This window comes from Ruegeria sp. C2 (assembly GCF_056537765.1).
Genome location: NZ_JBQFRZ010000008.1, coordinates 78,265 through 99,961, shown reverse-complemented (window position 1 = coordinate 99,961; position 21,697 = coordinate 78,265). Strand labels below are relative to the sequence as shown.

The following is a 21,697-nucleotide window of genomic DNA, read 5'->3' as shown; positions in this document are numbered from 1 at the left end:
GCCTATTCTTCGTTGTACCGATATCCGATACCATAGAGCGTTTCGATGGCCGAGAATTCAGAGTCCGCGGCCCGCATTTTTTTACGCAGGCGTTTGATATGGCTGTCGATCGTCCGGTCATCTACATAAACCTGATCGTCATAGGCCACATCCATCAGCTGATCGCGGCTTTTGACAAAACCCGGACGCTGCGCCAGGGCTTGCAGCAACAGGAACTCGGTCACGGTCAACGAGACGTCATTGCCTTTCCAGCTGACCGCGTGGCGAAGAGGGTCCATCCGCAGATCGCCCCGCTCCATCACTTTGGTGTCGCCTGTGGCCACACTGCCGGCGTCGCCTTCGATCGCTTCCTGACGGCGCAGCAGAGCACGGATCCGTTCAACCAACAGGCGCTGCGAAAACGGTTTCTTGACGTAATCGTCGGCGCCCATGCGCAGGCCCAGAACCTCGTCAATCTCATCATCCTTTGAAGTCAGGAAAATGACCGGCATCTGGGTCTTCTGCCGCAAGCGCTGCAACAGATCCATGCCATCCATGCGCGGCATCTTGATGTCCAGCACAGCCATATCCGGCAATTTCTTGTTGAATGCGTCCAGCGCAGCCTGACCATCATTATAAGTTTCGACTTCGAAGCCCTCAGCTTCGAGAGTCATGGATACGGACGTCAGAATGTTTCTGTCATCATCCACCAGTGCAATCTTTGACATCGGGTTGGCCCCTCATTCCTGCTCACATACGCGATATTCCGCTTATTAGTAGGGTATTTTTGTCTTTTTTAAGGCCGCGAATCAAACTGTATCTGCGAATCGTGAGATAGTTGCCACACAGTTGCGACAAAAAAGCCGTATCGTTTCCCGGAAAACGGCCCGCATATTCATCACGAAATACTTGGTTGCGCTAAACTTTTACTTGGTTGCGCTAACTGCGTCAAACCCACCTGTTCATGCCTTGAACGACCATGATAAGACCCGCCTGACCGCCGGTCTTAGATCGGCATCTGCCCCAATGGCGCAATTGGCCCGAATGCCTCCGCGCCGCCACAGGAGAAGACACACATGACATCTGGACGGGTTAACCCGCAATTCCGCCTCGAGGATCAGGGCATCGAGGGTCTGGGCAATGTCTATTACAACTTCATGGAACCGGCGCTGATCGAAGAAGCGCTGAAGCGCGGCGAAGGCACCCTTGGCAACGGCGGCGCCTTTCTGGTGACCACCGGCAAATTCACCGGCCGTTCGCCCAAGGACAAGCATGTCGTGAAGACCGACAGCGTGGCCGACAGCATCTGGTGGGAAAACAACGCCGCCATGAGCCCCGATGGCTTTGACGCGCTCTACGAAGATATGCTGGCCCATATGAAAGGCCGCGACTATTTCGTGCAGGACCTCGTCGGCGGGGCCGACCCAAGCTATTCGATCAATGTGCGCATGGTGACTGAGCTGGCCTGGCACAACCTGTTCATCCGTCACCTGCTGCGTCGTCCGGATCGTGAGGACTTGGACGATTTCACCGCAGATTTCACCATCATCAACTGCCCCAGCTTCCAGGCCGACCCGGCCAAGCATAACTGCCGCAGCGAAACAGTGATCGCGCTGAACTTCGACCGCAAACTGATCCTGATCGGCGGCACCGAGTATGCGGGTGAAAACAAGAAATCCGTGTTCACCCTGCTGAACTACATGCTGCCGGAAAAAGGCGTGATGCCGATGCACTGTTCGGCCAACCACGCGGTCGGCAACCCGGTCGACACTGCCGTGTTCTTCGGCCTGTCGGGCACAGGTAAGACCACCCTTTCCGCCGACCCGACCCGCGTGTTGATCGGTGATGACGAACATGGCTGGTCGGATCGCGGCACCTTCAATTTTGAGGGCGGCTGCTATGCCAAGACCATCAACCTGAATGCCGAGGCCGAGCCGGAAATCTATGCGACAACCAGCAAATTCGGCACCGTGATCGAGAACATGGTCTTCGATCCCGAAACCAAGGAACTGGATTTCGACGACGATTCGCTGACCGCAAATATGCGTTGTGCCTACCCGTTGGAATACATCTCGAACGCGTCCAAAAGCGCGCTGGGTGGGCATCCGAAGAACATCATCATGCTGACCTGTGACGCGTTCGGCGTTCTGCCTCCGATCGCGCGACTGACACCGGCGCAAGCGATGTACCACTTCCTGTCGGGCTTCACCTCGAAGGTTGCGGGAACCGAGCGTGGTGTCACTGAGCCACAGCCCACCTTCTCGACCTGTTTCGGAGCACCTTTCATGCCCCGCCGCCCCGAGGCTTACGGCAACCTGCTGCGCGACAAGATCGCCCAGCACGGCGCTACCTGCTGGCTGGTCAATACCGGCTGGACCGGCGGTGCCTATGGCGTAGGCAGCCGGATGCCGATCAAGGCCACTCGCGCGCTGCTGACCGCCGCGCTCGAGGGATCGCTGGCTGATGCGGAATATCGCAAGGATGCCAATTTCGGCTTCGACGTACCCGTCTCGGTGCCTGGCGTACCCGAGGTTCTGCTGGATCCGCGCCGCACCTGGGACGATCAGGCAGCCTTCGACAAGCAGGCCGACAAGCTGGTGCAGATGTTTGCAGAAAACTTTGAACAGTATCTGCCTTTCATCGACGAAGACATCAAAGCCGTGGCCATCGGCTGATTGAAACTGGGGGCTGTTCCGGCCCCCAATTCACCGCATGCTTACGTTGCGGAAACCACATGCACACGGACAAGTGCATTGCCTGTAAGCTCAACTTGAGCTATCCCAGCCTATCATCAGAAAACCGGTTGATCCGAGCGTCCTCACTCACACCAGCGCTTGGGCGACCCGCCAAAGTAACGATTAAATCCACTTGGGGATGGTGTCGAACTGACAAAAACCAAAGGGCTCGACCCTTTCACAATACTCAGTCCGATGCAGAACATGACAGGTAGACCATGACCGAAATTTCAAAGCTCACCGAATTACGCAAATTGATGCAGAGTATGGAACGCACCCTTGGGCTCGAAGAGCTGTCTCCGGTCGAGCGTGACATTTATTATGCTGCGGAAGAGCTGTCAAAAGACGACAAAGAGGTGCGCACGTTTGGTCTGATCGAGCATACCCTGGTCCAGAGCGTCTCGCGCCCGACTTTCTTCCGCGCACTGAAATCGCTGGTGCAGAAAGGTTATCTGTCCCAAAGCGGCAGCGCCAACCGCGGGCGGTATCTGGTTCATGCGCCCAGGTGATTTTCGCCCACCTGTCGACAACGGCTGAACCCCGTGCGCAGATGGGCCTCTGACACATTTTTTGCCTCTTTGGCCTACGTGGCGGCATCTTTCCTCACATTCGAGGTTCTGATGCCCCTGCAAAACGTGTTCTTTCCAGAGTACCCCAGCCACGCCAGCCTGCTGTTCCTGCCACATGGCGTTCGTGTATTGGCAGCATGGTTATTGGGGTGGCGCGCGATCTTCGCACTGCTGCCCGGCGTCTTCATCGTCTTTGCCATGATCGGCGGCTGGGATGTCTTCATGCCCAGCAGACTGCTGGCAATCGCCATAGCGGTCACCACGGTTCCGGCAGCATTCTATGCCTGCAAAGCGCTGGGATGGGATCTGTTCCCCCGCGCAGATCGGAGCCCGTGCTGGTCGTGCATCATGGGCATCGGTGTCGTGACCTCATTTCTGGTCTCGGGCCTGACCAACATGGCGTTCGGCAGCGCCACCGCCGAATACATCGCTTATCTGATCGGAGATATCTCGGGCCTGTTCTTCCTGATGCTGGGCCTGCACTTCGCTTTCCGTTTTGCCGAGAGACGCAGCTAACCCATAATGCCGCGCCTCAGCAGGTTCAGCCCAGCAATCAGCAGAACCAGCAATGTGAGCCGTCGGAATTGCGCCTGATCGATGCGGTCCTGCAGAAACTGGCCACCGCGCATTCCGGCCAGTGCCGGTACAATCAGCAACGCAGAAAACACCGCTGTTTCGGCCCGTAAAATTCCCGAACCCAGATGCGCCACGATAAGCGCCACGGCGCCCAAACCATAGATCACGCCCTGAACCCGCATCTGATCCTTTTTCGGCGTATTCAGCGCCGTCAGATAGGCCACGGTTGGCGGCCCCCACACACCTGAGATGCCACCGACGGCACCAGCCACTGCGCCAACCATGGCTTCAACCCGCAGGGAAGGTGCTCGCAGCGTCAGCTTCAGACCAAGCAGTTGCACCAGGGCGAAGAACGAGACCGGCGCGCCGAGGATCAGCAGAAAAGCCTTTTGTGACAGTAGGTTGATCAGCTGAGCACTGGCCAGAAGGCACACCAGCCCGACCCCGAGAAACACCCTGAATTTTCGGACCGACGCCACGGCGGCAGGTACACCTTCGCGCAGGGCTTGCACCCCGTTGGTCACCAATGTGGGCAGGATCAGACCCGCCAGCGCCAGTTCGGGCGGCAGCATCATGCTGAGCCCCGACACCAGCACCATCGGCATGGCAAAGCCAACCATGCCTTTGACCCAGCCAGCGACGAAAGCCACGACCAAAGCAAGATAAAATTCCTGCGGGGACATCAGCGAAAACAGTTCCATCGGCCCTTCATATCAGCCCAGGATTTTTCTGCATTGCAAAATTAACTGAGAAATATTTGAACTTTTCACCGGCTATTTGCGTATTTTTGTTGCGCTGCACGTGCAGCATGATATGACCAGACGACCCAGCAGAGGACGTGATTCATGGCCCATGACGGACAGGATATGACGAACATGACGCAGCCAGCGGTTTTGCCCGACCTTCTGACACTCAGCGCGGCTGCATTACCCGCTGTTGAAACGGTGTTCGACAAAGCGCTCGTTTCCGTGCGCGCGATGGTGACCAGCGAAGGCCGCATCTCGGGCGCGTTGATCGAAGCACACCAGACGGCTGCGCATGGGCTGGCCTGGCTGGCGACCTATCACCAGTCGCTGCAGCAGATGCAACGCTGGGCCGAAGCGCTTCAGGCCGAAGGCAAATTCGGCGAGATGGAGCAATTGCTGCACCAGATCGCATTCGGCGAATATCTGCACCAGATCGCCGGTGGTATCCCGATGAACCAAGGGGAAGTTGTGCGTTTGCAAGACCTTGGCCTCGGCTGGGACGCATTGTCGGGCTTCCAGTGCAGCGAAGTGCAGACCCTGATGGCGCAGGCCAATTCTCAGGCCGCCCGCATCCGTCTCGTTGAGCTGATGCAGGACCAGTCCGGCGCCACCATGTTTGGCGCTTCGGGTCTGGACGAAGAACTAGAAATGATCCGCGACCAGTTCCGCCGCTATGCCGTTGAAAAGGTTGAGCCAAATGCTCATGACTGGCATCTGAAGGACGAGCTGATCCCGATCGAGATCATCGAAGAACTTGCCGAAATGGGCGTGTTCGGCCTGACCATCCCCGAGGAATTCGGTGGGTTTGGCCTGTCCAAAGCCTCAATGTGCGTGGTGTCCGAGGAACTGTCGCGCGGCTATATCGGTGTGGGCTCTCTGGGCACCCGCTCTGAGATTGCTGCAGAGTTGATTATCGCGGGTGGCACGGATGAGCAAAAGGCCAACTGGCTGCCCAAGCTGGCCAGCGCCGAAATTCTACCGACTGCCGTTTTCACTGAGCCCAACACAGGCTCGGATCTGGGCAGCCTGCGCACGCGGGCCGTCAAGGACGAAGACGGTAACTATAAGATAACAGGCAATAAAACATGGATCACGCACGCGGCGCGCACCCATGTGATGACCTTGTTGGCGCGGACTAATCCCGACAGTACCGATCACCGTGGGCTGTCCATGTTCCTGGCTGAAAAGACACCTGGAACCGACGAGAACCCCTTCCCCACGCCCGGCATGACTGGTGGTGAGATTGAGGTGTTGGGTTATCGTGGCATGAAGGAATACGAGCTGGGATTTGACGGCTTCGAAGTGAAGGGCGAAAACCTGCTGGGCGGCGAAGAAGGCAAAGGTTTCAAGCAGTTAATGGAAACCTTCGAGTCTGCCCGCATCCAAACGGCTGCCCGCGCCATCGGCGTAGCGCAGAGTGCTTTGGACATTGCCATGCAATATGCACAAGACCGCAAGCAGTTCGGCAAATCTCTGATCAATTTCCCTCGCGTCTCGGGCAAGCTGGCGATGATGGCGGTCGAGATCATGATCGCGCGACAGCTAACTTATTATTCTGCTTGGGAAAAAGATCACGGTCAACGTTGCGACCTTGAGGCCGGGATGGCCAAGCTGCTGGGCGCACGGGTTGCTTGGGCGGCGGCGGATAACGGCTTGCAAATTCATGGCGGTAACGGCTTCGCTCTGGAATACAAAATTAGCCGCGTGCTTTGTGACGCGCGCATCCTAAATATCTTTGAAGGCGCCGCAGAAATACAGGCGCAAGTCATCGCGCGTCGATTGCTGGGCTGACGCCCGAAGCGACGCGGTTTCCCCAACTGAACCCGGCCTTGCGCCGGGTTTTCTTTTTCTTCCGTGTTGTACGGACCTTCAGGCCTATTTCTTCCGAGTTGTACAACTCGGTTTCAGGGCTTAATGGGCGAAACTTCCCCCTCGGATCGGGTGCAGAAATCAGGTAAAGGGCGTCAACCAAACCCAGCGCCCAAGCTGGCCAGAGGAGAATCGAGCGTGAAGATCATCATCGCAGTTTTGGCCACCTGCATGGCCCTTGCCGGATGCGCCATGGCACCAAACACCGGGCCCGATGATGTGGACCAGTTGGCACAAGCGATCCAGCAGCTTGACCCGAAGGTTGACCCTGCCGAGGCGCGGCGTGCAGCCGAGATATCTTATGCCTATTCCAATCAACTGAAACAGGAATGGAACGTCACCGATTCGGCCATCATTCACAACGCGAAGATCATCAACGGGTTTCGTGAAAAAGGCCTGTGTAACGACTGGGCGCAGGCCATGACCACACGCCTGAAGCAAGAGAACTTTCAGACACTGGACCTGCACTGGGCTACCTCTCCGCCAACCGCGTTCCGGATCATCCACCATTCAGCCCTGATCAGTGCCAAGGGAGATTCGATGTATGAAGGCATCATCCTCGACCCGTGGCGCAACAGCGGAGTGCTGTACTGGGATCAGGTGCGCGAGGATACCAAATACAATTGGCGACCCCGCCTTGAGGTGCGCGAAGAGCTGATCAGCGGCGTGAACCCCTACTGACAGGATACTGCGATGTTACGTCTGACCTTGCTCCTGCCCTTGCTGACCTTGTTCCAATGTAAAGAGGATGAGACGCTTGCCGCCTATGGCGCGGCGGATCAGACATGGGCGCTGCAGGAGATCGACGGACAGCCTTTTGAGGCCAGCGCCCTGCTGCGCTTTCCCGAGGAAGGGCGGATCGAGGGCAACGCCCCCTGCAACACCTATTCGGGCAAGCTGAACGCGCCGTATCCGTGGTTCGAGATCGCTGATCTGGCCGCCACCCGTGCGGCTTGTGCCGGGCTTGAGGCCGAAGGGTTCTATTTCGCCGCGCTGATGGCGATGACGCAATCCGAAGTGTCCGGCGATGTGCTGATCCTGCGCAACGAGGACGGGCACGAGATGGTGTTCAAAGCCGTCGAGTAAACTGCGCCACAAAGCGCGCGCGTGCCTCTGGCAGCGGAGTGTGGCCCAGCGACGGGGCCAGATGGTTTTCCAGAAAATACCCGGTCGTGCGCAGCGCGTCGGCAATCTCGTCATCCGGCGCAGCGCCTTCGCCGCGCAAACAGGGTGGCAACGGCAGCAGCTTGTCTGCCCACTCCCCTGCCCCCGCCGCACTGACAGCGCGGCCCGTTTTCGGAGAGACATAGACCAGCCCCTCGGTCGCGCCCGTCACCGCGCAGCTTGAAAGGTCGAGGCCAAAGCCCAGCTCTTCCAGCAGGGCCAGTTCCCAGCGCAGATAGGCCAGTGGCCAAACCTCATCCTGCCCCAGCAAATCCATCAGCTGTTCGGTTTGCTTGTAGATCGCGGGGTGCGGTTCGCGTTCGGGCAGGCAGAAAGACAGAAGCGCCACCACCGCGTTCAGCCCCGCCAGCGCCAGCCGCCCCGAAAACGCAGCCGCTGCGCGCGAGCGCAGGGGTTCGACCTGAAAGGTGCCCAGATGTTCCTCAAGCCGCGCGCGCCAGAGCACGTCCAGCTGCGCGCCGGGTTGCAGAATCGGTGCAATCTTACGGCTGGTTCCCCCGCGCACGACACCCGCGTGACGACCGTGGGCTTCGGTGAAGACCTCGATAATCGCCGCCGTCTCACCATGGCGGCGAGAGGTCAGAAGTATGCCGTGATCACGCCAGTCCAAGCTTGGCCTCGTTCAGTCCCAGATATGTCCGCAGGAAATCTTATGGCCGTTACAGGTGCAAGGTACAAACGGGTCAGGTCAGCTTTGTGGAAGATCTTTTAAACACGTTGCGGTTCTGTGCTTCAGCTGTTAATGTTCACTTTATGTTCTTATCAATGGGATTTCAGAAATGTCACTCAACTATGTCATGATCGGTTCAAACGACGTCGCCAAAGCACGCACTTACTATGACGCGGTTGTGCCCCGGATTGGTGGGAAAGTTATCGCCGAATACATGCCGCACGCTGTCTGTTATGGGCTGCGCGACGGCGGATCGATGTGGGTTGCAACGCCGTTTGACAAAGAAGCGGCGACCGTCGGGAACGGCAATATGGTTGGCCTGTTGTGTCAAAGCGAAGCGGAAGTGCGAGAAGCGCATGCGGCGGCGCTCGCCAATGGCGGAACGAATGAAGGTGATCCGGGCGAACGCCCCCAATATGGCCCGAACTTCTTTGGAGCCTATGCGCGCGACCCGGATGGCAACAAGATGAGTTTTGTCTATCTCGGCGACGAAGGGTGAAGCTGTTCTTCAGAACGTCATACCTGCGTGGATCAGAATTCCGATGACCATCAGCAGGTTCAGCACCATCGAGATCCCGTTGCCCACATAGATGGGCAACTTTCCCACCACCAACCCATAGGCGAACCACAGAAACGACAGTGCGGCATAGAGCGACCACGAGAGCAGCGACTGACCCGTCGCGTGTTGCGAGTGGGTAAAGTAGAGCTTGATCAGCTGCGGAAGCGTGGCGAATGGACCGACGACGCCGACAAAGACCATGAAACCCTCGAACCGCTGCATCCAGTGGCCAAGTTCCGATTTTTCCAGTTTCTCAGCAATCGTTTCAGCCACGCAAATACCTCATCGTCTTGCGCCATACTAAGGTCAGGCCGGTACTGACCGCCCGGGTTCAGCATCAAAATAGCCGCTTTGATCCGCGCGTCAAAGGCCCATCCAGCGGGGTTTATTCAAGCCCTTCTTCACCCAGCAAGTGCCGCCCCTGACGATCTTCGACCTCAACTACCCAGAGATCAGGGTCAAAGCTGCGTTGTCTGGTAACGGCGGCATCCACATCAGCCTCGGGGCCGCTGGAGAGTTCCACCCATTTTCGTTCGCCGCTCATCAGGTCGAAACTGCGTTGGAATGCTATTGCCTGACCGTCGAGCGTATTGAGTTTGACCAGCACCGCGCCCGCAGTGTCATCGCCATGGACCACGACGAAGGCCGGGATTTCCTGAAACCGAAGCCGAGCGAGATAGGCATGAACCCAAAATTCCGCAGTCAGCCGGGTCATCGCGCGGACCTCGCCGCTGGACATAAGAATTTTCGGCGAAAATTCTTGGCCTCAGTCATGCGTTGCCGTCTTTGAAATCCAGACCCATTTCCGAGTAACGCTCGGATTCCTCCAGCCAGTTGGGCCGGACTTTCACCTGCAGGAACAGGTGGATCTTGCGGTCGAGGAACTCTTCGAGTTCGGCCCGCGCCGCCTGACTGACGGCCTTGATGGTCTCGCCCCGTTTGCCCAACACGATGCCTTTGTGGCCGTCACGCATAACGTAGATGACCTGATCGATCTTGGCCGAGCCGTCTTTGCGCTCTTCCCAGTTCTCGGTCTCGACCGTCAGCTGATAGGGCAGTTCCTGATGCAGGCGCAGGGTCAGCTTTTCGCGCGTCATCTCGGCGGCGATCATGCGCATCGGCAGATCGGCGATCTGGTCTTCGGGATAAAGCCATGGGCCTTCGGGCAGTTCCGAGGCGAGCCATTTGCGCAGATCGTCGACGCCGTGGCCTTTTTCGGCCGAGATCATGAAGGTTTCGGCAAAGGGATAGCGTGCGTTCAGGTCGCTGGTGAGGGCCAGCAGCTTCTCAGACGGAACCTTGTCGATCTTGTTGATCGCCAGCGCGATGGTGCGGCCCTGCCCGATCTCTTCGAGCCCTTCGAGGATGCGTTCGACCCCTTCGGTGATGCCGCGATGGGCCTCGACCATCAGCACGACCACATCCGCATCAGCCGCCCCGCCCCAAGCGGCGGCGACCATCGCACGGTCCAGACGGCGGCGGGGTTTGAAGAGGCCCGGGGTGTCGACAAAGACTAGTTGCGCGTCACCTTCCATCGCCACGCCCCGGATGCGGGCACGGGTGGTTTGCACCTTGTGGGTCACGATCGAAACCTTGGCCCCGACCATGCGGTTCAGAAGGGTGGATTTGCCTGCGTTGGGCTCTCCGATCAGGGCGATAAATCCGGCGCGTGTGGTCATGTGTTCTGCGATCCTGTTTGCAAGTGCGCACCCCTATAGCAGAATGCCCGGGCGGGCCAGAGGGATTTGTCGCATTGCGACCCGGCCTGTGGATTGGGTCAAGGTGGTGCGCCGCGCCAAAGCCAGCCAAGCGATCATCCTTTCAGTGAGGCAAGACGTGAGACGTCACAGGTTTCTCCCGGGCAGCGAAACTGCTGCGGGAGTGCTTGACCTGATGACGGATACGATGTTGCCGTCGAAGGGTAAGACGGTCGAGATCGGCCTGGTCGCGGACAATCCCGGTGGCTGGGCGTTTCATTGTCATGTGATTGAACGCCAGAAAACGGGTCTGACCGGATTTCTTCGGGTTGCTTGAAGATCGAACTGGCTGCGCCAACCCGATCGATTGGGGGGCCAGCCCCCCAAACCCCCTGAGATATTCTTGGCCAAATGAAGGAGGGATCCGGTGCCGGGGTGGATGGTGTTGCTATTGCGTCAGCGAATCCAGAAGTGCTTTGGCCGCCGCCTGTTCAGCCTGACGTTTAGAGCCTGCGGTGGCTTGCGCTTCGGTGCCGTCCTGCAGGCGGGCGGCGATGGTGAAGATGGGGGCGTGGTCGGGGCCGGTGCGTTTGACCTCAACATAAGCAGGCGGTTTCTGGCCGCGTGCTTGCGCCCATTCCTGTAGAGCGGTTTTGGCGTCGCGCGCGTCGGCCTCGACCTTGTGGATGCGGTCGCCCCAGAGGGCGAGGATGACGTCTCGGGCCGCCTCGAAGCCTGCGTCACGGTAGATGGCGGCGATAACCGCCTCCATCGCGTCGCCCAGCAGGGCCTGTTTGCGGCGGCCTCCGGACAGCATCTCGGACCGGCCCAGTTTCAGCACCGCACCAAGGTCGATCTGGCGGGCGACGTCGGCGCAGGCCTCTTTGCGGACCAGCGCGTTGAAACGGGGGGCGAGTTGGCCTTCGGAGGCTTTCTTGTCGGCCTCAAGCAGGGCTGTGGCCATGACAAGGCCCAGCACGCGATCACCCAGAAATTCGAGCCGCTGATTGTCGGGGCGCGTGGGTGAAGATACCGACCCGTGGGTCAGCGCGCGCACCAGCAGTTCGGGGTCGGAGAATTCGTACCCCAATCGCTGCTGGAATGCCTTTATATCGGCCGATAACTTCAATTGACCGCCTTGAAGAAGCGATCACCGCGCCATGTCCAGAAGAACAGCATCGACCGGCCTGCAGAGGAGAACATGATGCGGTCGGCGCGACCGATCAGGTTTTCGTATGGGACGTAACCGACCCCGCCAGCAGATTGCGGCAGGCGGCTGTCGGCTGAGTTATCGCGGTTGTCGCCCATGAAGAAATAGTGACCTTCGGGCACGGTGTAGATGCCGGTATTGTCGGACCCCTGATTGCCGATGTTCAGTACATCGTATGACACGTCATTGGGCAGGGTTTCGATCAGGCGGGTCTTTTCGCATTCTCCACCAAAGCCTACGGGGCCGTTTTCGCAGCGCGGGCGCAGGCCTTGCGGGCCTTGTGGTTCGGCCAATTCACTAAAGACGCCATCGGGTTGTTGCGGCACAGGGGTGCCATTCAGGATGATCTGGCCCTGACGCACCTGAACCCGGTCACCCGGCATGCCGATCAGGCGCTTGATATAGTCGCGGCCCGTGACCGGGTGGCGGAAAACGATGACGTCGCCGCGTTCAGGCTCGCCGCCCAGAATGCGGGTGTTGTCGCCTTTCATCCAGCCGCAGATATCTTCTGCGTCGATGTTCAGTCCGACGCTGGGGATGATCAGGCTGGGGCAGGACGCGTAGGAATAGCCATAGGCCATCTTGTTGACGAACAGGAAATCCCCGATCAGCAGGGTCTGCTTCATCGAGCCGGACGGAATCCAGAACGGCTGAAAGAACAGGGTGCGGAAAACGCCCGCGATCAGCAGGGCGTAGACGATGGTTTTGATCGTCTCCCAGACGGCGTTTCCGGATTTGGCTTCCTCGGCCATACTGCTCTCTCCAGTCTGTGCGTGGTTGGGGTGCTACATGCGGGTCGGTTGGGGGCAAGTCAAGGCTGCGCGGGCGCTTCGTGAAGCGGGCGGGCCTCGATCACCACAAAGGCCTGCGCCCAGGGGTGATCGTCGGTCAGGGTGACGTGGATGATTGCCTCATGACCTTCGGGGGTCATCTCGTTCAGGCGTTCGGCGGCCCAGCCGGTGACATGCATGACGGGTTGGCCGGTGCGCAGATTGGTCACCGCCATATCCTTCCACGCGATGCCCATGCGCAAGCCGGTGCCCAGCGCCTTGGAACACGCCTCTTTCGCGGCCCAGCGCTTGGCGTAGGTGCCTGCGGTGTCGTGGCGGCGTTCGGCCTTTCGCTGTTCGGTTTCGGTAAAGACGCGGTTGCGAAACCGGTCGCCGAAGCGGTCGAGCGTGCCTTGGATGCGGTCAATATTGGCGAGGTCGGAGCCGATGCCCAGGATCATGCGTTTCTCAAGTCTAAGGTGGTGCCAATCAACTTTAAATGAGACCCAATGGCAAGCAGATCGCGGGTCATGTGCTACAGTCGAACTGTTTTGTGTAGTCTGGCGGAGCTGGCCATGTTGAGAAAGGCGTTCATTTCAATCCTTGCACTCACCATTGGCCCAGTTGTCCCTGTGCTGGCCGAGCCTCAGCCTTGTGGTTCCGAGGCAGATCCCTGCCGCGTCGACGCGCTGAGCTATCGGGTGGTTTTACCCGAAAATCCCGAGAACGCGCCGAGTGTCATCTTCTTGCACGGCTATGCAGCGACGGCAAACGCAGCCGTCAATCGCGCCGCACTGGTCGATGCCTTTACCAGCCGTGGCATCGCATTCATCGCCCCCGACGGACAGGTTGATGTCGGCAATCCAAAAATCCTGGATTGGGGTGTGCATGATGGGCACCGCTGGCCTCGGGATGATTTGATTGCTCTGCAGAAGATCAAAGAGGATGCTCTGGCACGGTTTAAGCTCGATCCGGGCAGAATCCTGTTGGCAGGTTATTCGCGCGGCGGGTCTATGGTATGGGACAAGGCTTGCACCGATCACGAGTTTGCGGCCGCCTACGCCTCGGCCTCTGGCGCGTTCTGGGAACCGATGTGGCGGCGCTGCAGCGGCCCCGTGCATATGCATCACAGCCATGGCTTTGCGGATCGCACCGTCCCCTTCGAAGGGCGCGAGGCAGTCTTTGGCGGTCTGCATTTCGAGCAAGGCAGCGTCATGAAATCCGTCGGCATTCTGAACCGCACAAACGGCTGCGGGCAGATGGCAAACAAGGTAAAAACCGAAGGGCCAAACTGGGACAAGCACTGGTCCAACTGCACAGCCGGATCAGTCGTTCTGTCGCTTGGCCCACATGGTCACGGGCGGCAGAGCGATTGGCCAGATCGGGTCGCCGACTGGTTCCTGGCCCTGCCAATTGGTCAATAGTGTCAGACCTCCAGCACCACGGTGCCGAGCTTTTGTCCGGCCTCGACCATTGCGTGGGCTTTGGCCGCATCCGCCAATCCTCCGCCGGGGACGACGGCGTGGGTTAATGCGTCCTGCTCCAGCCATGCGCCCAATTGTGCCTCGCCGCGGCGGCGGGCGATGGCGTCCAACTGATAGACGATCAGCATATGCAGACGGATGTTCTTGAACATGAAGCCGTAGAAATCCAGCTCGGGCTTCATTTGTGAGGCCGAGGCATAGCTGGCGATCGTGCCACAGGGGCGGATCATCGCAAGCGAGGCCGTCTGGTTGGCGGCGAAATCGACCTCGACGATGCGGTCGACGCCGGCGCCTTTGGTCATATCCATCACCGCCTCGGTCACGTCTTGGGTGCGGTAGTTGATCCATTCGGAAGCGCCGGAATGGGCGGCTTTTTCGTCAGAACTGACGGTAGTGATCACCCGTGCCCCGCCCAGCGCAGCCATCTGGCAGGCGTAGCGCCCGACGGTCCCTGCGCCTCCGGTGACAAGGATGGTCTGGTCGGTGATCGGGCCATCGGCAAAAAGCGCGTACCATGCCGTCATGGCGGGAATGCCGAAACAGGCGCCCTCGGCAAAGCTGGTGGTGTCGGGCAGATGCACCGCCTGATCGGAGGGGAGCGCGATGTATTCGGCCCCGGTGCCGAACGCGCGTTGCCATTGGCCGTTCCAGATCCACACACGCTCACCCACGCGGACCGGATCGACACCTTCGCCAACCGCCTCGATCACCCCTGCCCCGTCCGAATGGGGGGTGATCACCGGGAATTGCATCACCGCGCCCGGACGCGCACCGCCGCGCAGCTTGACGTCGGAGGGGTTGATACCGCTGGCGTGGACGCGCACCAGCACCTCGCCCGGAGCGGGGTCGGGCGTGGGCATGTCGGTTAGTTCGAGAACGTCGGATGCGGGACCAAAGCCGCGATATGTAATTGCCTTCATGACAACCTCACCGTGAAAATTTTGTAGCTGGCCACGCCGAAGAAGCCGGCGAAGGCAAAATCGAACCAGCGGCGGGCGCGGCGATAGGCACTGACCATCCGCGCAGACGAAAACAGGAAGGCGTAGCCGATGAAGACCAACAATGAGCCCGCATAGAGCATGGCGAAATAGCCCAGCAGCATGGCAAGGCTGGCATCGTTGGGGGCGACGATAGCGTAGATCGATCCCCAGCTGAGGATCGCCTTCGGGTTGGTCAGGTGGATGGCTGCGCCTTTGGCAAAGATCGTGCCCAACGAGCCGGTAACCGGCTTGCCCAGCGCAACCTCATCCGAGGACATGGCACGGCGCAGGGCCTTGAACGCCAGCCAACCCAGATAAGCGACGCCGATATAGCGGATCACTTCGAACACCCAGACATTGGCCAGCATGATCGCCGACAGCCCCAGCGCGGCGGCTATGCCCCACGCGGCGGAGCCCGCGCAGATGCCCAGCGCAAATGCCAGACCGGCAGTGCGGCCCTCGTTCATGGCGGTTCCGGCGATGCCCATCGTGGCAGGCCCCGGAGAGCCCCCGGCCATCAGCCAAGCGATCCAGATTGCTATGAAGCCAGTGGTGATCATCGCGTGAAGGCCGATCTGATCAATCCGAGGCCCGCAACGGCGAACAACCCGGCGACAACTCCGTCGATCCAACGACGGAAGCGGCGATATCCGGCCATCATACCGCTTATCGAGAAAAACATCGAATAGAGGAAATTGTTGAGAAAACCTGCAAGCATGCAAATCAGCGTCGCGACGACGACCGAGAGCAGCCCATCCTCAGGCCCGAGGCCTACTGACAAGGCCGCCATCCATGCGACAACCGATTTCGGGTTGGAGAGGTTGAGGAAAAGCCCGCGCCAGAACCATTTGCCCTTGGCGGGGATGGAAACTCTGGCCGCGTCAGATTGCAGAGCAGAGCGTCCCGACTGCCATGCAAGCCACAATAGATACAACCCACCCAGCACCTTGAGCATCATCAGAACATAAAGCGAGCTTTGCAGAACCGCGCCCATTCCGCTTGCAGCAACCAGCCCCCAGAATACCAGACCGCAGGACAGGCCCAGGCCATAGATAAGGCTGGTCTTACGCCCGAAGCTCATCGCCACCGCGGCGTTGGAAATATTTGCAGGGCCGGGTGAGACTGCGACGACGAAAAAAGCAAGTGCTGTGATCGCCAGTGAAGTGAGGTCAATCATTCCCGCGCCTCGTCCATCAGGCGGCGCATTTCGTGGACCGCTGGGGTGAGGCCGCGGAAGATGGCTTCGCCGATGAGGAAGTGGCCGATATTCAGCTCGCGCACTTCGGGGAAGGCCGCCACCGGTTGCACGGTGTCGTAGGTCAGGCCGTGGCCGGCGTGGACTTCCAACCCAAGCGAATGGGCATAGGCAGACATTTCGCGCAGGGCTTCCAGTTCGCGCGCGGCATCATCCAGTTTGCCCTCGGCATGGAAGTCGCAATAGGCGCCGGTGTGCAGTTCAATCACTTCGGCCCCGATGCGGTGGGCGGCGTCGATCTGGCGTCGGTCTGCGGCGATGAAGATCGAGACGCGGCAGCCCACATCGCGCAGGGGCGCAATGAAATGGGCCAGCTTGTTTTCCTCGCGCGCGACTTCGAGCCCACCTTCGGTGGTGCGTTCCTCGCGCTTTTCGGGGACGATGCAGACGGCGTGCGGCTTGTGACGCAGTGCGATTTTCTGCATCTCATCCGTCGCGGCCATCTCGAAGTTCAGCGGCACGGTCAGCGCCTCCATCAGCCCTTCGATATCGGCGTCCAGGATATGGCGGCGATCTTCGCGCAGGTGGGCGGTTATACCGTCGGCCCCAGCCTCTTCGGCCAGTTTCGCGGCGCGGATCGGATCAGGGTATGCCCCGCCACGGGCGTTGCGGATGGTGGCCACGTGGTCGATATTCACGCCCAGACGCAAATGGTTGTCAGACATCTTTCGAATCCTTCATTGTCCCTGAGGTCGAGCCTAGTGGTTTTGTTGGAAGAACGTCAGCCTCTGCCTGTGCAAGGCGTTTGATTTGTTCAAACTTCGCCTTGATCTTGGCGCGGCGGCGCTGCTGATAGGTGCGGATCAGCGGCAGGCTGAGATAGGCGCAGATCACCCCGGCCACGATGCCCGGAATGACGCCGCCGATCATGTAGGGAAAGAACACATCGTCATAGAACCGGCTGAGCCCGTGCCAGTCGGCCTCACGATCCGTGAACATGGCGATGCAATTGTCTTTGAGGTCGCCCATCGCATCGGCAAACTTCCCCATCAGCCCGTCCGTGTCATGCTTGCGGAACTTGGTGCCCAGCATGAAATGCCCGGTTTGCAGGCTGATGACCGCTATCGGCACATAGGTCAGGGGATTGCCGAAGAACGTGCCGCTGAGCGCGGCCAGAATGTTGCCGTTCAGCAGGCGGGCCAGGACTGCGGCGACCAGGAAATGCAAGCCGTAGAAAGGCGTGAACGAGGCGAATACCCCTGCCCCGATGCCGCGCGCGATGCGTTCGGGGCTGTCAGGCAGGCGGCGAACCCGGTGTTTGACATAGTGAAAGGCGCGGGTCCATCCACCGCGCGGATAGACGAACTCGGACGCAATCTGAACGGCTGAGCGGCGATCTCGGCGCTTGAAAACCACTCGTGATCACCCCTTCTCAGCCAGCCGCGACAGCGGGTTTCGCGCTTTCCCGGTACCGCTCGACCGCGGCAACATCGCTTTCGGCCTCAAGCATCAGCATCAGCGAATGCAGCTGTTCAAGGTCACGCAGTTCGACATTGATCATCAGGCGGTAAAAATCCGGTTTGCGGTCGACGAATTCGAGGTTCGAGATATTGGCCTTTTTCTCGCCGATCAATGTGCAAATGCGCCCCAGCACCCCGGCATCGTTGCCGATGGTCAGATCGAGCGTCGCGCCATAGACCGCCGGGTGGGTGCCCGAATGCCAGTGCAGATCGACCCAGCGGTCAGGTTCGTTTTCATATTCGGACAGACGATCGCAGTCGATGGCGTGTACTACAACGCCCTTACCGCGAAAGGTGATGCCGACGATCCGCTCACCCGGCAGCGGCTGGCAACAAGGCGCGCGGTCGAATTTCTGGCCCGGTTCAAGCCCGATCACCGCACGACGGGGAGAAATCGCATCTCCGTCATCCTTGGTAAGCTCGGGATATACCGCCTCGACCACCTCATGGGCGGTAAGCTCGGCGCTGCCCAGACGGGCCAGCAATTCATGACGATCTTTCAGGCGCAGGTGTTTGGCGGCGGTGTCCAGCGCCTTGTCGGTGGCCTTGCGACCGAGATTTTCGAACCCGGCGCGGGCGAGTTCCTTGCCCAGCTTGATAAAGCGTTCGCGGTCCACCTCGCGCAGGGCCCGGCGGATGGCGGTGCGCGCCTTGCCGGTGACCGCAATCTCCAGCCATGTGACTTGGGGCATCTGGCCGTCGGCGGTGATGATGTCCACCGACTGCCCGTTCTTGAGGCGCGTCCACAGCGGCACGCGGATCGTATCGACCTTGGCGCCGACGCAGGCATGGCCGATGCGGGTATGGATCGCGTAGGCGAAATCAATCGGCGTCGCCCCGCGCGGCAGTTTCACCACATCGCCTTTGGGGGTGAAGCAGAAAACCTGGTCCGAGTACATCTCGAGCTTGACTGCTTCGAGGAAATCCTCGTGATCATCTTCGCTGTCGAACTGTTCGGTGAGGTTGGAAATCCACTTGGCCGGATCGACCGCAAACGGGTTTTCCGAGCGCACACCGTCACGATAGGACCAATGCGCCGCAACGCCGGTTTCGGCCACGTCATGCATCTGACGGGTGCGGATCTGAACCTCGACCCGTTTGCCGTCGCGGCCCGATACAGTGGTGTGGATCGAGCGGTATCCGTTCGATTTCGGCTGGCTGATGTAGTCCTTGAACCGCCCGGGCACCGCGCGCCAACGCTGGTGGATCGCGCCGAGGGTGCGATAGCAGTCTTCCTCGGTCCGGGTGATGATGCGGAATCCGTAGATGTCGGAAAGGCGCGAGAAGCCCTGATCCTTCTCCTGCATCTTGCGCCAGATCGAATAGGGTTTCTTGGCGCGGCCAAAGACCTCGGCCTCGATCCCCGCCTTTTCCAATTCGTGGCGCATGTCGCCGGTGATGCGATGGATCACATCGCCGGTTTCGCGTTGCAGAGTGATAAAGCGGCGGATGATCGACTGGCGGCCTTCGGGGTTCAGCACGCGGAAGGCAAGGTCTTCGAGTTCCTCGCGCATCCATTGCATCCCCATGCGGCCCGCAAGCGGCGCGTAAATATCCATTGTCTCACGCGCTTTTTGCACCTGCTTTTCAGGGCGCATCGCCTTGATCGTGCGCATGTTGTGCAGGCGGTCGGCGAGTTTGACCAGAATAACCCGAAGGTCCTTGGACATGGCCATGAACAGCTTGCGGAAATTCTCGGCCTGTTTGGTCTCACGGCTGGACAGCTGCAGGTTGGTCAGCTTGGTGACGCCATCGACCAGCTTGGCGACCTCTTCCCCGAACAGTTCGGAGACCTTGCCATAGCTGGCCTTAGTGTCCTCGATCGTGTCGTGCAGCAGGGCCGTGATGATGGTCGCATCATCCAGACGCTGTTCGGTCAGGATGGCGGCAACGGCAACGGGGTGCGAGAAATAGGGCTCGCCGGAATGGCGGAACTGCCCCTCATGCATCTGCATCCCGAACTCATAGGCCCGAGCGATGCGTTCAGCATTTGTCTTGGGATTGTAATTGCGGACCAGCGCAATCAGGTCTTCTGCTGAAATCATCCGGTCCGCACCTTTGTCGCTGGGATTTACCCCTGGCCCTGAGCCTCCATCAGAGCGCGCAGGAGCTTTTCTTCGGACATGTCGTCATCCGCGGGCTTGTCGGATTCCGCACCCATCAGCAGCGCCATCTGATCTTCTTCGGGCTCATCAACCTCGATCTGAGTCTGGTTGGCCTCGATCAGACGCTCGCGCAATTCATCGGCGCTCTGGGTTTCGTCGGCGATTTCGCGCAGCGAGACAACGGGGTTCTTGTCGTTGTCGCGGTCAACGGTGATCGGGCCACCGGCAGAAATCTCGCGCGCCCGGTGGGCTGCAAGCATCACCAGTTCGAACCGGTTCGGGACCTTGTCTACACAATCTTCGACCGTAACGCGGGCCATGGGGCGCTCTCCGTAAATGAATCCGTGGCAGGAAGGGGTTTATCTAAGCGCGAATCCCCGCCTTGACAAGCAGGAAATGCCGCAAATGCGAGGATCACAGAGGCTTGACCTCGGCCACATCCCCGGGCGGCAAGGCGGCAACCATCTGCGTCACGGTCCGGCCCAGCACGGGATGGCACCAATCGGGAGCAACATCCGCCATCGGAACAAGCACAAAAGCGCGGTCCTGCAGGCGGGGATGCGGCAGGATCAGCTGATCCGGCGCGGATTTGGCCTGATCCTCGGGCGGCAGGGTCAGCCAGCGGTGATATTCGGCCTGATCGGGCAGCACCAGATCGCCCCAGCAGACCAGATCGAGGTCCAGCGTGCGCATCCCCCAGCGCTGTTCGCGGGCGCGGCCAAACTCATGTTCGATACGGTGCAGCAGGTCCAGAGCCGCCTGCGGCGTGAGGTCCGTTTCGATCAAAACCGCAGCGTTGACATAATCCGGCCCTGCCCCCGCCGGAAAGCAGGGGGTGGCAAAAAACCGGCTTTGGGCGCGAATCACTAACCCTACGTTAACCATTGCGCGCAAAGACTGCTTGAGTGTCACCTCGGGCTCATTATCACTCAGAGTGAGATTTGCGCCCAGCGCGATGACTGCTTTTGACAATGATTTGACCACTTCGGACCCCACATTCGGACCAGAGAATACTTGCGATGTAAGCCAAAAGGCCTATTTTAAGCGCACCATTGCACTGACCAATTAATTTACACTCACGGAGCTCACGGTGCGGTGGCTTATACCGGAAGGACCATTTTTATGTTTTACAAGGACGAACGGCTAGCGCTGTTCATCGACGGCTCGAATCTTTATGCAGCCGCAAAGGCACTGGGGTTTGACATCGACTACAAGTTGCTGCGTCAGGAATTCATGCGCAGAGGCAAACTGCTTAGAGCTTTCTACTACACAGCGCTACTGGAAAACGACGAGTATTCCCCGATCCGGCCCCTGGTGGACTGGCTGCACTATAACGGCTTCACCATGGTCACCAAACCGGCCAAGGAATACACCGACAGCATGGGGCGTCGGAAAGTCAAAGGAAATATGGATATCGAACTGACGGTCGATGCCATGGAACTGGCACCGCGCGTGGATCATATCGTGCTGTTCTCGGGCGATGGGGATTTCCGCCCGCTGATTGCCAGCCTGCAACGTCAGGGCGTACGCGTTTCGGTCGTCTCGACCATTCGCAGCCAACCGCCGATGATTTCAGACGAGCTGCGCCGCCAGGCGGACAACTTCATCGAGCTGGAGGACCTGCGCGACGTGATCGGCCGACCTCCGCGTGAAATGCCGACCGAGCCGCGCAGCATTGCGGCTGCCGGCGGTCAGTAACTCCACCAAACCCCACCACTCACTCACCCATGGGGTTTGACGGATTATGTGCGGCCAGGGCCAGAAGCCCTGGCCGCACCACTTTTAAAGGGATAGGTGCTGAAAACACCCCTTTGCTAACAGTGATTCATGTCAGGTAAATGACGCGCT

The 21,697-nt window shown here is 59.5% G+C and carries 27 protein-coding genes; 10 read left to right on the top strand and 17 right to left on the bottom strand.

What is annotated here, in order from left to right; all coding sequences use genetic code 11:
- Window positions 1–2: 2 nt before the first annotated feature.
- Window positions 3–707 (bottom strand): response regulator transcription factor, encoded by a 705-nt coding sequence (locus ACR0IV_RS18675; protein WP_480470671.1) that lies wholly within the window; start codon window positions 705–707, stop codon window positions 3–5.
- Between the two features lie 348 nt (window positions 708–1,055).
- Between ACR0IV_RS18675 and ACR0IV_RS18670 the strand changes: the two genes are divergently transcribed.
- From ACR0IV_RS18670 to ACR0IV_RS18660, 3 genes are all read left to right on the top strand, one after another.
- Window positions 1,056–2,654, top strand: a complete 1,599-nt coding sequence (locus tag ACR0IV_RS18670; protein ID WP_480660214.1) for a phosphoenolpyruvate carboxykinase — start codon at window positions 1,056–1,058, stop codon at window positions 2,652–2,654.
- Window positions 2,655–2,980: 326 nt separating this feature from the next.
- Window positions 2,981–3,223 carry a hypothetical protein gene (locus ACR0IV_RS18665; protein ID WP_480470673.1) on the top strand — a complete coding sequence of 81 codons (243 nt, stop codon included), beginning with the start codon at window positions 2,981–2,983 and terminating at the stop codon, window positions 3,221–3,223.
- A gap of 111 nt (window positions 3,224–3,334) precedes the next feature.
- Window positions 3,335–3,799 carry a hypothetical protein gene (locus ACR0IV_RS18660; protein ID WP_480485043.1) on the top strand — a complete coding sequence of 155 codons (465 nt, stop codon included), beginning with the start codon at window positions 3,335–3,337 and terminating at the stop codon, window positions 3,797–3,799.
- Here ACR0IV_RS18660 and ACR0IV_RS18655 read toward each other — a convergent pair.
- Window positions 3,796–4,560 (bottom strand): sulfite exporter TauE/SafE family protein, encoded by a 765-nt coding sequence (locus tag ACR0IV_RS18655; protein WP_480660215.1) that lies wholly within the window; start codon window positions 4,558–4,560, stop codon window positions 3,796–3,798. The two genes, ACR0IV_RS18660 and ACR0IV_RS18655, sit on opposite strands and share 4 nt — an antisense overlap.
- A 144-nt stretch (window positions 4,561–4,704) precedes the next feature.
- Between ACR0IV_RS18655 and ACR0IV_RS18650 the strand changes: the two genes are divergently transcribed.
- The 3 genes from ACR0IV_RS18650 to ACR0IV_RS18640 all read left to right on the top strand — a co-directional run bounded on the left by ACR0IV_RS18650 (window position 4,705) and on the right by ACR0IV_RS18640 (window position 7,560).
- The gene (locus tag ACR0IV_RS18650; protein ID WP_480470676.1) at window positions 4,705–6,396 is read left to right on the top strand and encodes an acyl-CoA dehydrogenase family protein; all 1,692 of its coding nucleotides are present in this window, start codon (window positions 4,705–4,707) and stop codon (window positions 6,394–6,396) included.
- Window positions 6,397–6,612: 216 nt separating this feature from the next.
- Complete coding sequence (locus tag ACR0IV_RS18645) at window positions 6,613–7,155, top strand: hypothetical protein (protein WP_480660216.1); 543 nt, start codon at window positions 6,613–6,615, stop codon at window positions 7,153–7,155.
- Window positions 7,156–7,167: 12 nt separating this feature from the next.
- Entirely contained in the window at window positions 7,168–7,560 is a 393-nt protein-coding gene (locus tag ACR0IV_RS18640) for an META domain-containing protein (RefSeq protein WP_480470678.1), read from the top strand.
- Here ACR0IV_RS18640 and recO read toward each other — a convergent pair.
- Window positions 7,544–8,269 (bottom strand): DNA repair protein RecO, encoded by a 726-nt coding sequence (gene recO / locus ACR0IV_RS18635; protein WP_480470679.1) that lies wholly within the window; start codon window positions 8,267–8,269, stop codon window positions 7,544–7,546. The two genes, ACR0IV_RS18640 and recO, sit on opposite strands and share 17 nt — an antisense overlap.
- Before the next feature lie 169 nt (window positions 8,270–8,438).
- On the opposite strand from recO, the gene ACR0IV_RS18630 reads away from it, so the two are divergent.
- Window positions 8,439–8,828, top strand: a complete 390-nt coding sequence (locus tag ACR0IV_RS18630) for a VOC family protein (protein WP_480660217.1) — start codon at window positions 8,439–8,441, stop codon at window positions 8,826–8,828.
- A gap of 9 nt (window positions 8,829–8,837) precedes the next feature.
- Here the strand turns inward: ACR0IV_RS18630 and ACR0IV_RS18625 are convergent, their stop codons facing one another.
- The 3 genes from ACR0IV_RS18625 to era all read right to left on the bottom strand — a co-directional run bounded on the left by ACR0IV_RS18625 (window position 8,838) and on the right by era (window position 10,567).
- On the bottom strand, window positions 8,838–9,161 hold the full coding sequence (locus tag ACR0IV_RS18625) for a SemiSWEET transporter (protein WP_480470681.1): 324 nt from the start codon (window positions 9,159–9,161) through the stop codon (window positions 8,838–8,840).
- A 112-nt stretch (window positions 9,162–9,273) separates the two neighbouring features.
- Window positions 9,274–9,603, bottom strand: a complete 330-nt coding sequence (locus ACR0IV_RS18620; RefSeq protein WP_480471918.1) for a DUF1491 family protein — start codon at window positions 9,601–9,603, stop codon at window positions 9,274–9,276.
- Between the two features lie 55 nt (window positions 9,604–9,658).
- Complete coding sequence (gene era / locus ACR0IV_RS18615; RefSeq protein ID WP_480470682.1) at window positions 9,659–10,567, bottom strand: GTPase Era; 909 nt, start codon at window positions 10,565–10,567, stop codon at window positions 9,659–9,661.
- Between the two features lie 214 nt (window positions 10,568–10,781).
- Here era and ACR0IV_RS18610 point away from each other — a divergent pair, with 214 nt between their 5' ends.
- Window positions 10,782–10,922 carry a multicopper oxidase domain-containing protein gene (locus ACR0IV_RS18610; protein ID WP_480470683.1) on the top strand — a complete coding sequence of 47 codons (141 nt, stop codon included), beginning with the start codon at window positions 10,782–10,784 and terminating at the stop codon, window positions 10,920–10,922.
- Between the two features lie 111 nt (window positions 10,923–11,033).
- On the opposite strand, the gene rnc is transcribed toward ACR0IV_RS18610, so the two are convergent.
- The 3 genes from rnc to acpS are packed head-to-tail and all read right to left on the bottom strand — an operon-like array spanning window position 11,034 to window position 13,026.
- Entirely contained in the window at window positions 11,034–11,714 is a 681-nt protein-coding gene (rnc, locus tag ACR0IV_RS18605) for a ribonuclease III (protein ID WP_480470684.1), read from the bottom strand.
- Complete coding sequence (lepB, locus tag ACR0IV_RS18600; RefSeq protein WP_480660219.1) at window positions 11,711–12,547, bottom strand: signal peptidase I; 837 nt, start codon at window positions 12,545–12,547, stop codon at window positions 11,711–11,713. Before lepB ends, rnc begins: the two co-directional genes overlap by 4 nt.
- A gap of 59 nt (window positions 12,548–12,606) precedes the next feature.
- Window positions 12,607–13,026, bottom strand: coding sequence for a holo-ACP synthase (acpS, locus tag ACR0IV_RS18595; protein WP_480660220.1), 420 nt, complete (start codon window positions 13,024–13,026; stop codon window positions 12,607–12,609).
- A 114-nt stretch (window positions 13,027–13,140) separates the two neighbouring features.
- Between acpS and ACR0IV_RS18590 the strand changes: the two genes are divergently transcribed.
- A complete protein-coding gene (locus tag ACR0IV_RS18590) occupies window positions 13,141–13,989 on the top strand; it encodes an alpha/beta hydrolase family protein (RefSeq protein ID WP_480660221.1) in 849 nt (282 codons plus the stop codon).
- Window positions 13,990–13,991: 2 nt separating this feature from the next.
- Here the strand turns inward: ACR0IV_RS18590 and ACR0IV_RS18585 are convergent, their stop codons facing one another.
- The 8 genes from ACR0IV_RS18585 to folK form a co-directional block, all read right to left on the bottom strand.
- A complete protein-coding gene (locus tag ACR0IV_RS18585; protein ID WP_480660222.1) occupies window positions 13,992–14,969 on the bottom strand; it encodes an NADPH:quinone reductase in 978 nt (325 codons plus the stop codon).
- Window positions 14,966–15,589, bottom strand: coding sequence for a LysE family translocator (locus ACR0IV_RS18580; RefSeq protein ID WP_480660223.1), 624 nt, complete (start codon window positions 15,587–15,589; stop codon window positions 14,966–14,968). Before ACR0IV_RS18580 ends, ACR0IV_RS18585 begins: the two co-directional genes overlap by 4 nt.
- Window positions 15,586–16,206 (bottom strand): LysE family translocator, encoded by a 621-nt coding sequence (locus tag ACR0IV_RS18575; protein WP_480660224.1) that lies wholly within the window; start codon window positions 16,204–16,206, stop codon window positions 15,586–15,588. The genes ACR0IV_RS18580 and ACR0IV_RS18575 overlap by 4 nt, the downstream gene beginning before the upstream one ends.
- Window positions 16,203–16,949 (bottom strand): pyridoxine 5'-phosphate synthase, encoded by a 747-nt coding sequence (locus tag ACR0IV_RS18570; RefSeq protein ID WP_480470691.1) that lies wholly within the window; start codon window positions 16,947–16,949, stop codon window positions 16,203–16,205. The genes ACR0IV_RS18575 and ACR0IV_RS18570 overlap by 4 nt, the downstream gene beginning before the upstream one ends.
- Window positions 16,942–17,640, bottom strand: coding sequence for a DUF2062 domain-containing protein (locus ACR0IV_RS18565; RefSeq protein ID WP_480470692.1), 699 nt, complete (start codon window positions 17,638–17,640; stop codon window positions 16,942–16,944). The genes ACR0IV_RS18570 and ACR0IV_RS18565 overlap by 8 nt, the downstream gene beginning before the upstream one ends.
- A 16-nt stretch (window positions 17,641–17,656) precedes the next feature.
- Window positions 17,657–19,789 carry a RelA/SpoT family protein gene (locus ACR0IV_RS18560; protein ID WP_480470693.1) on the bottom strand — a complete coding sequence of 711 codons (2,133 nt, stop codon included), beginning with the start codon at window positions 19,787–19,789 and terminating at the stop codon, window positions 17,657–17,659.
- A gap of 26 nt (window positions 19,790–19,815) precedes the next feature.
- Window positions 19,816–20,169 (bottom strand): DNA-directed RNA polymerase subunit omega, encoded by a 354-nt coding sequence (gene rpoZ / locus ACR0IV_RS18555; protein WP_010437681.1) that lies wholly within the window; start codon window positions 20,167–20,169, stop codon window positions 19,816–19,818.
- Between the two features lie 94 nt (window positions 20,170–20,263).
- A complete protein-coding gene (gene folK / locus ACR0IV_RS18550) occupies window positions 20,264–20,845 on the bottom strand; it encodes a 2-amino-4-hydroxy-6-hydroxymethyldihydropteridine diphosphokinase (RefSeq protein WP_480660225.1) in 582 nt (193 codons plus the stop codon).
- A gap of 126 nt (window positions 20,846–20,971) precedes the next feature.
- On the opposite strand from folK, the gene ACR0IV_RS18545 reads away from it, so the two are divergent.
- Window positions 20,972–21,547, top strand: coding sequence for a LabA-like NYN domain-containing protein (locus ACR0IV_RS18545; RefSeq protein WP_480470695.1), 576 nt, complete (start codon window positions 20,972–20,974; stop codon window positions 21,545–21,547).
- Window positions 21,548–21,697 lie beyond the last annotated feature (150 nt).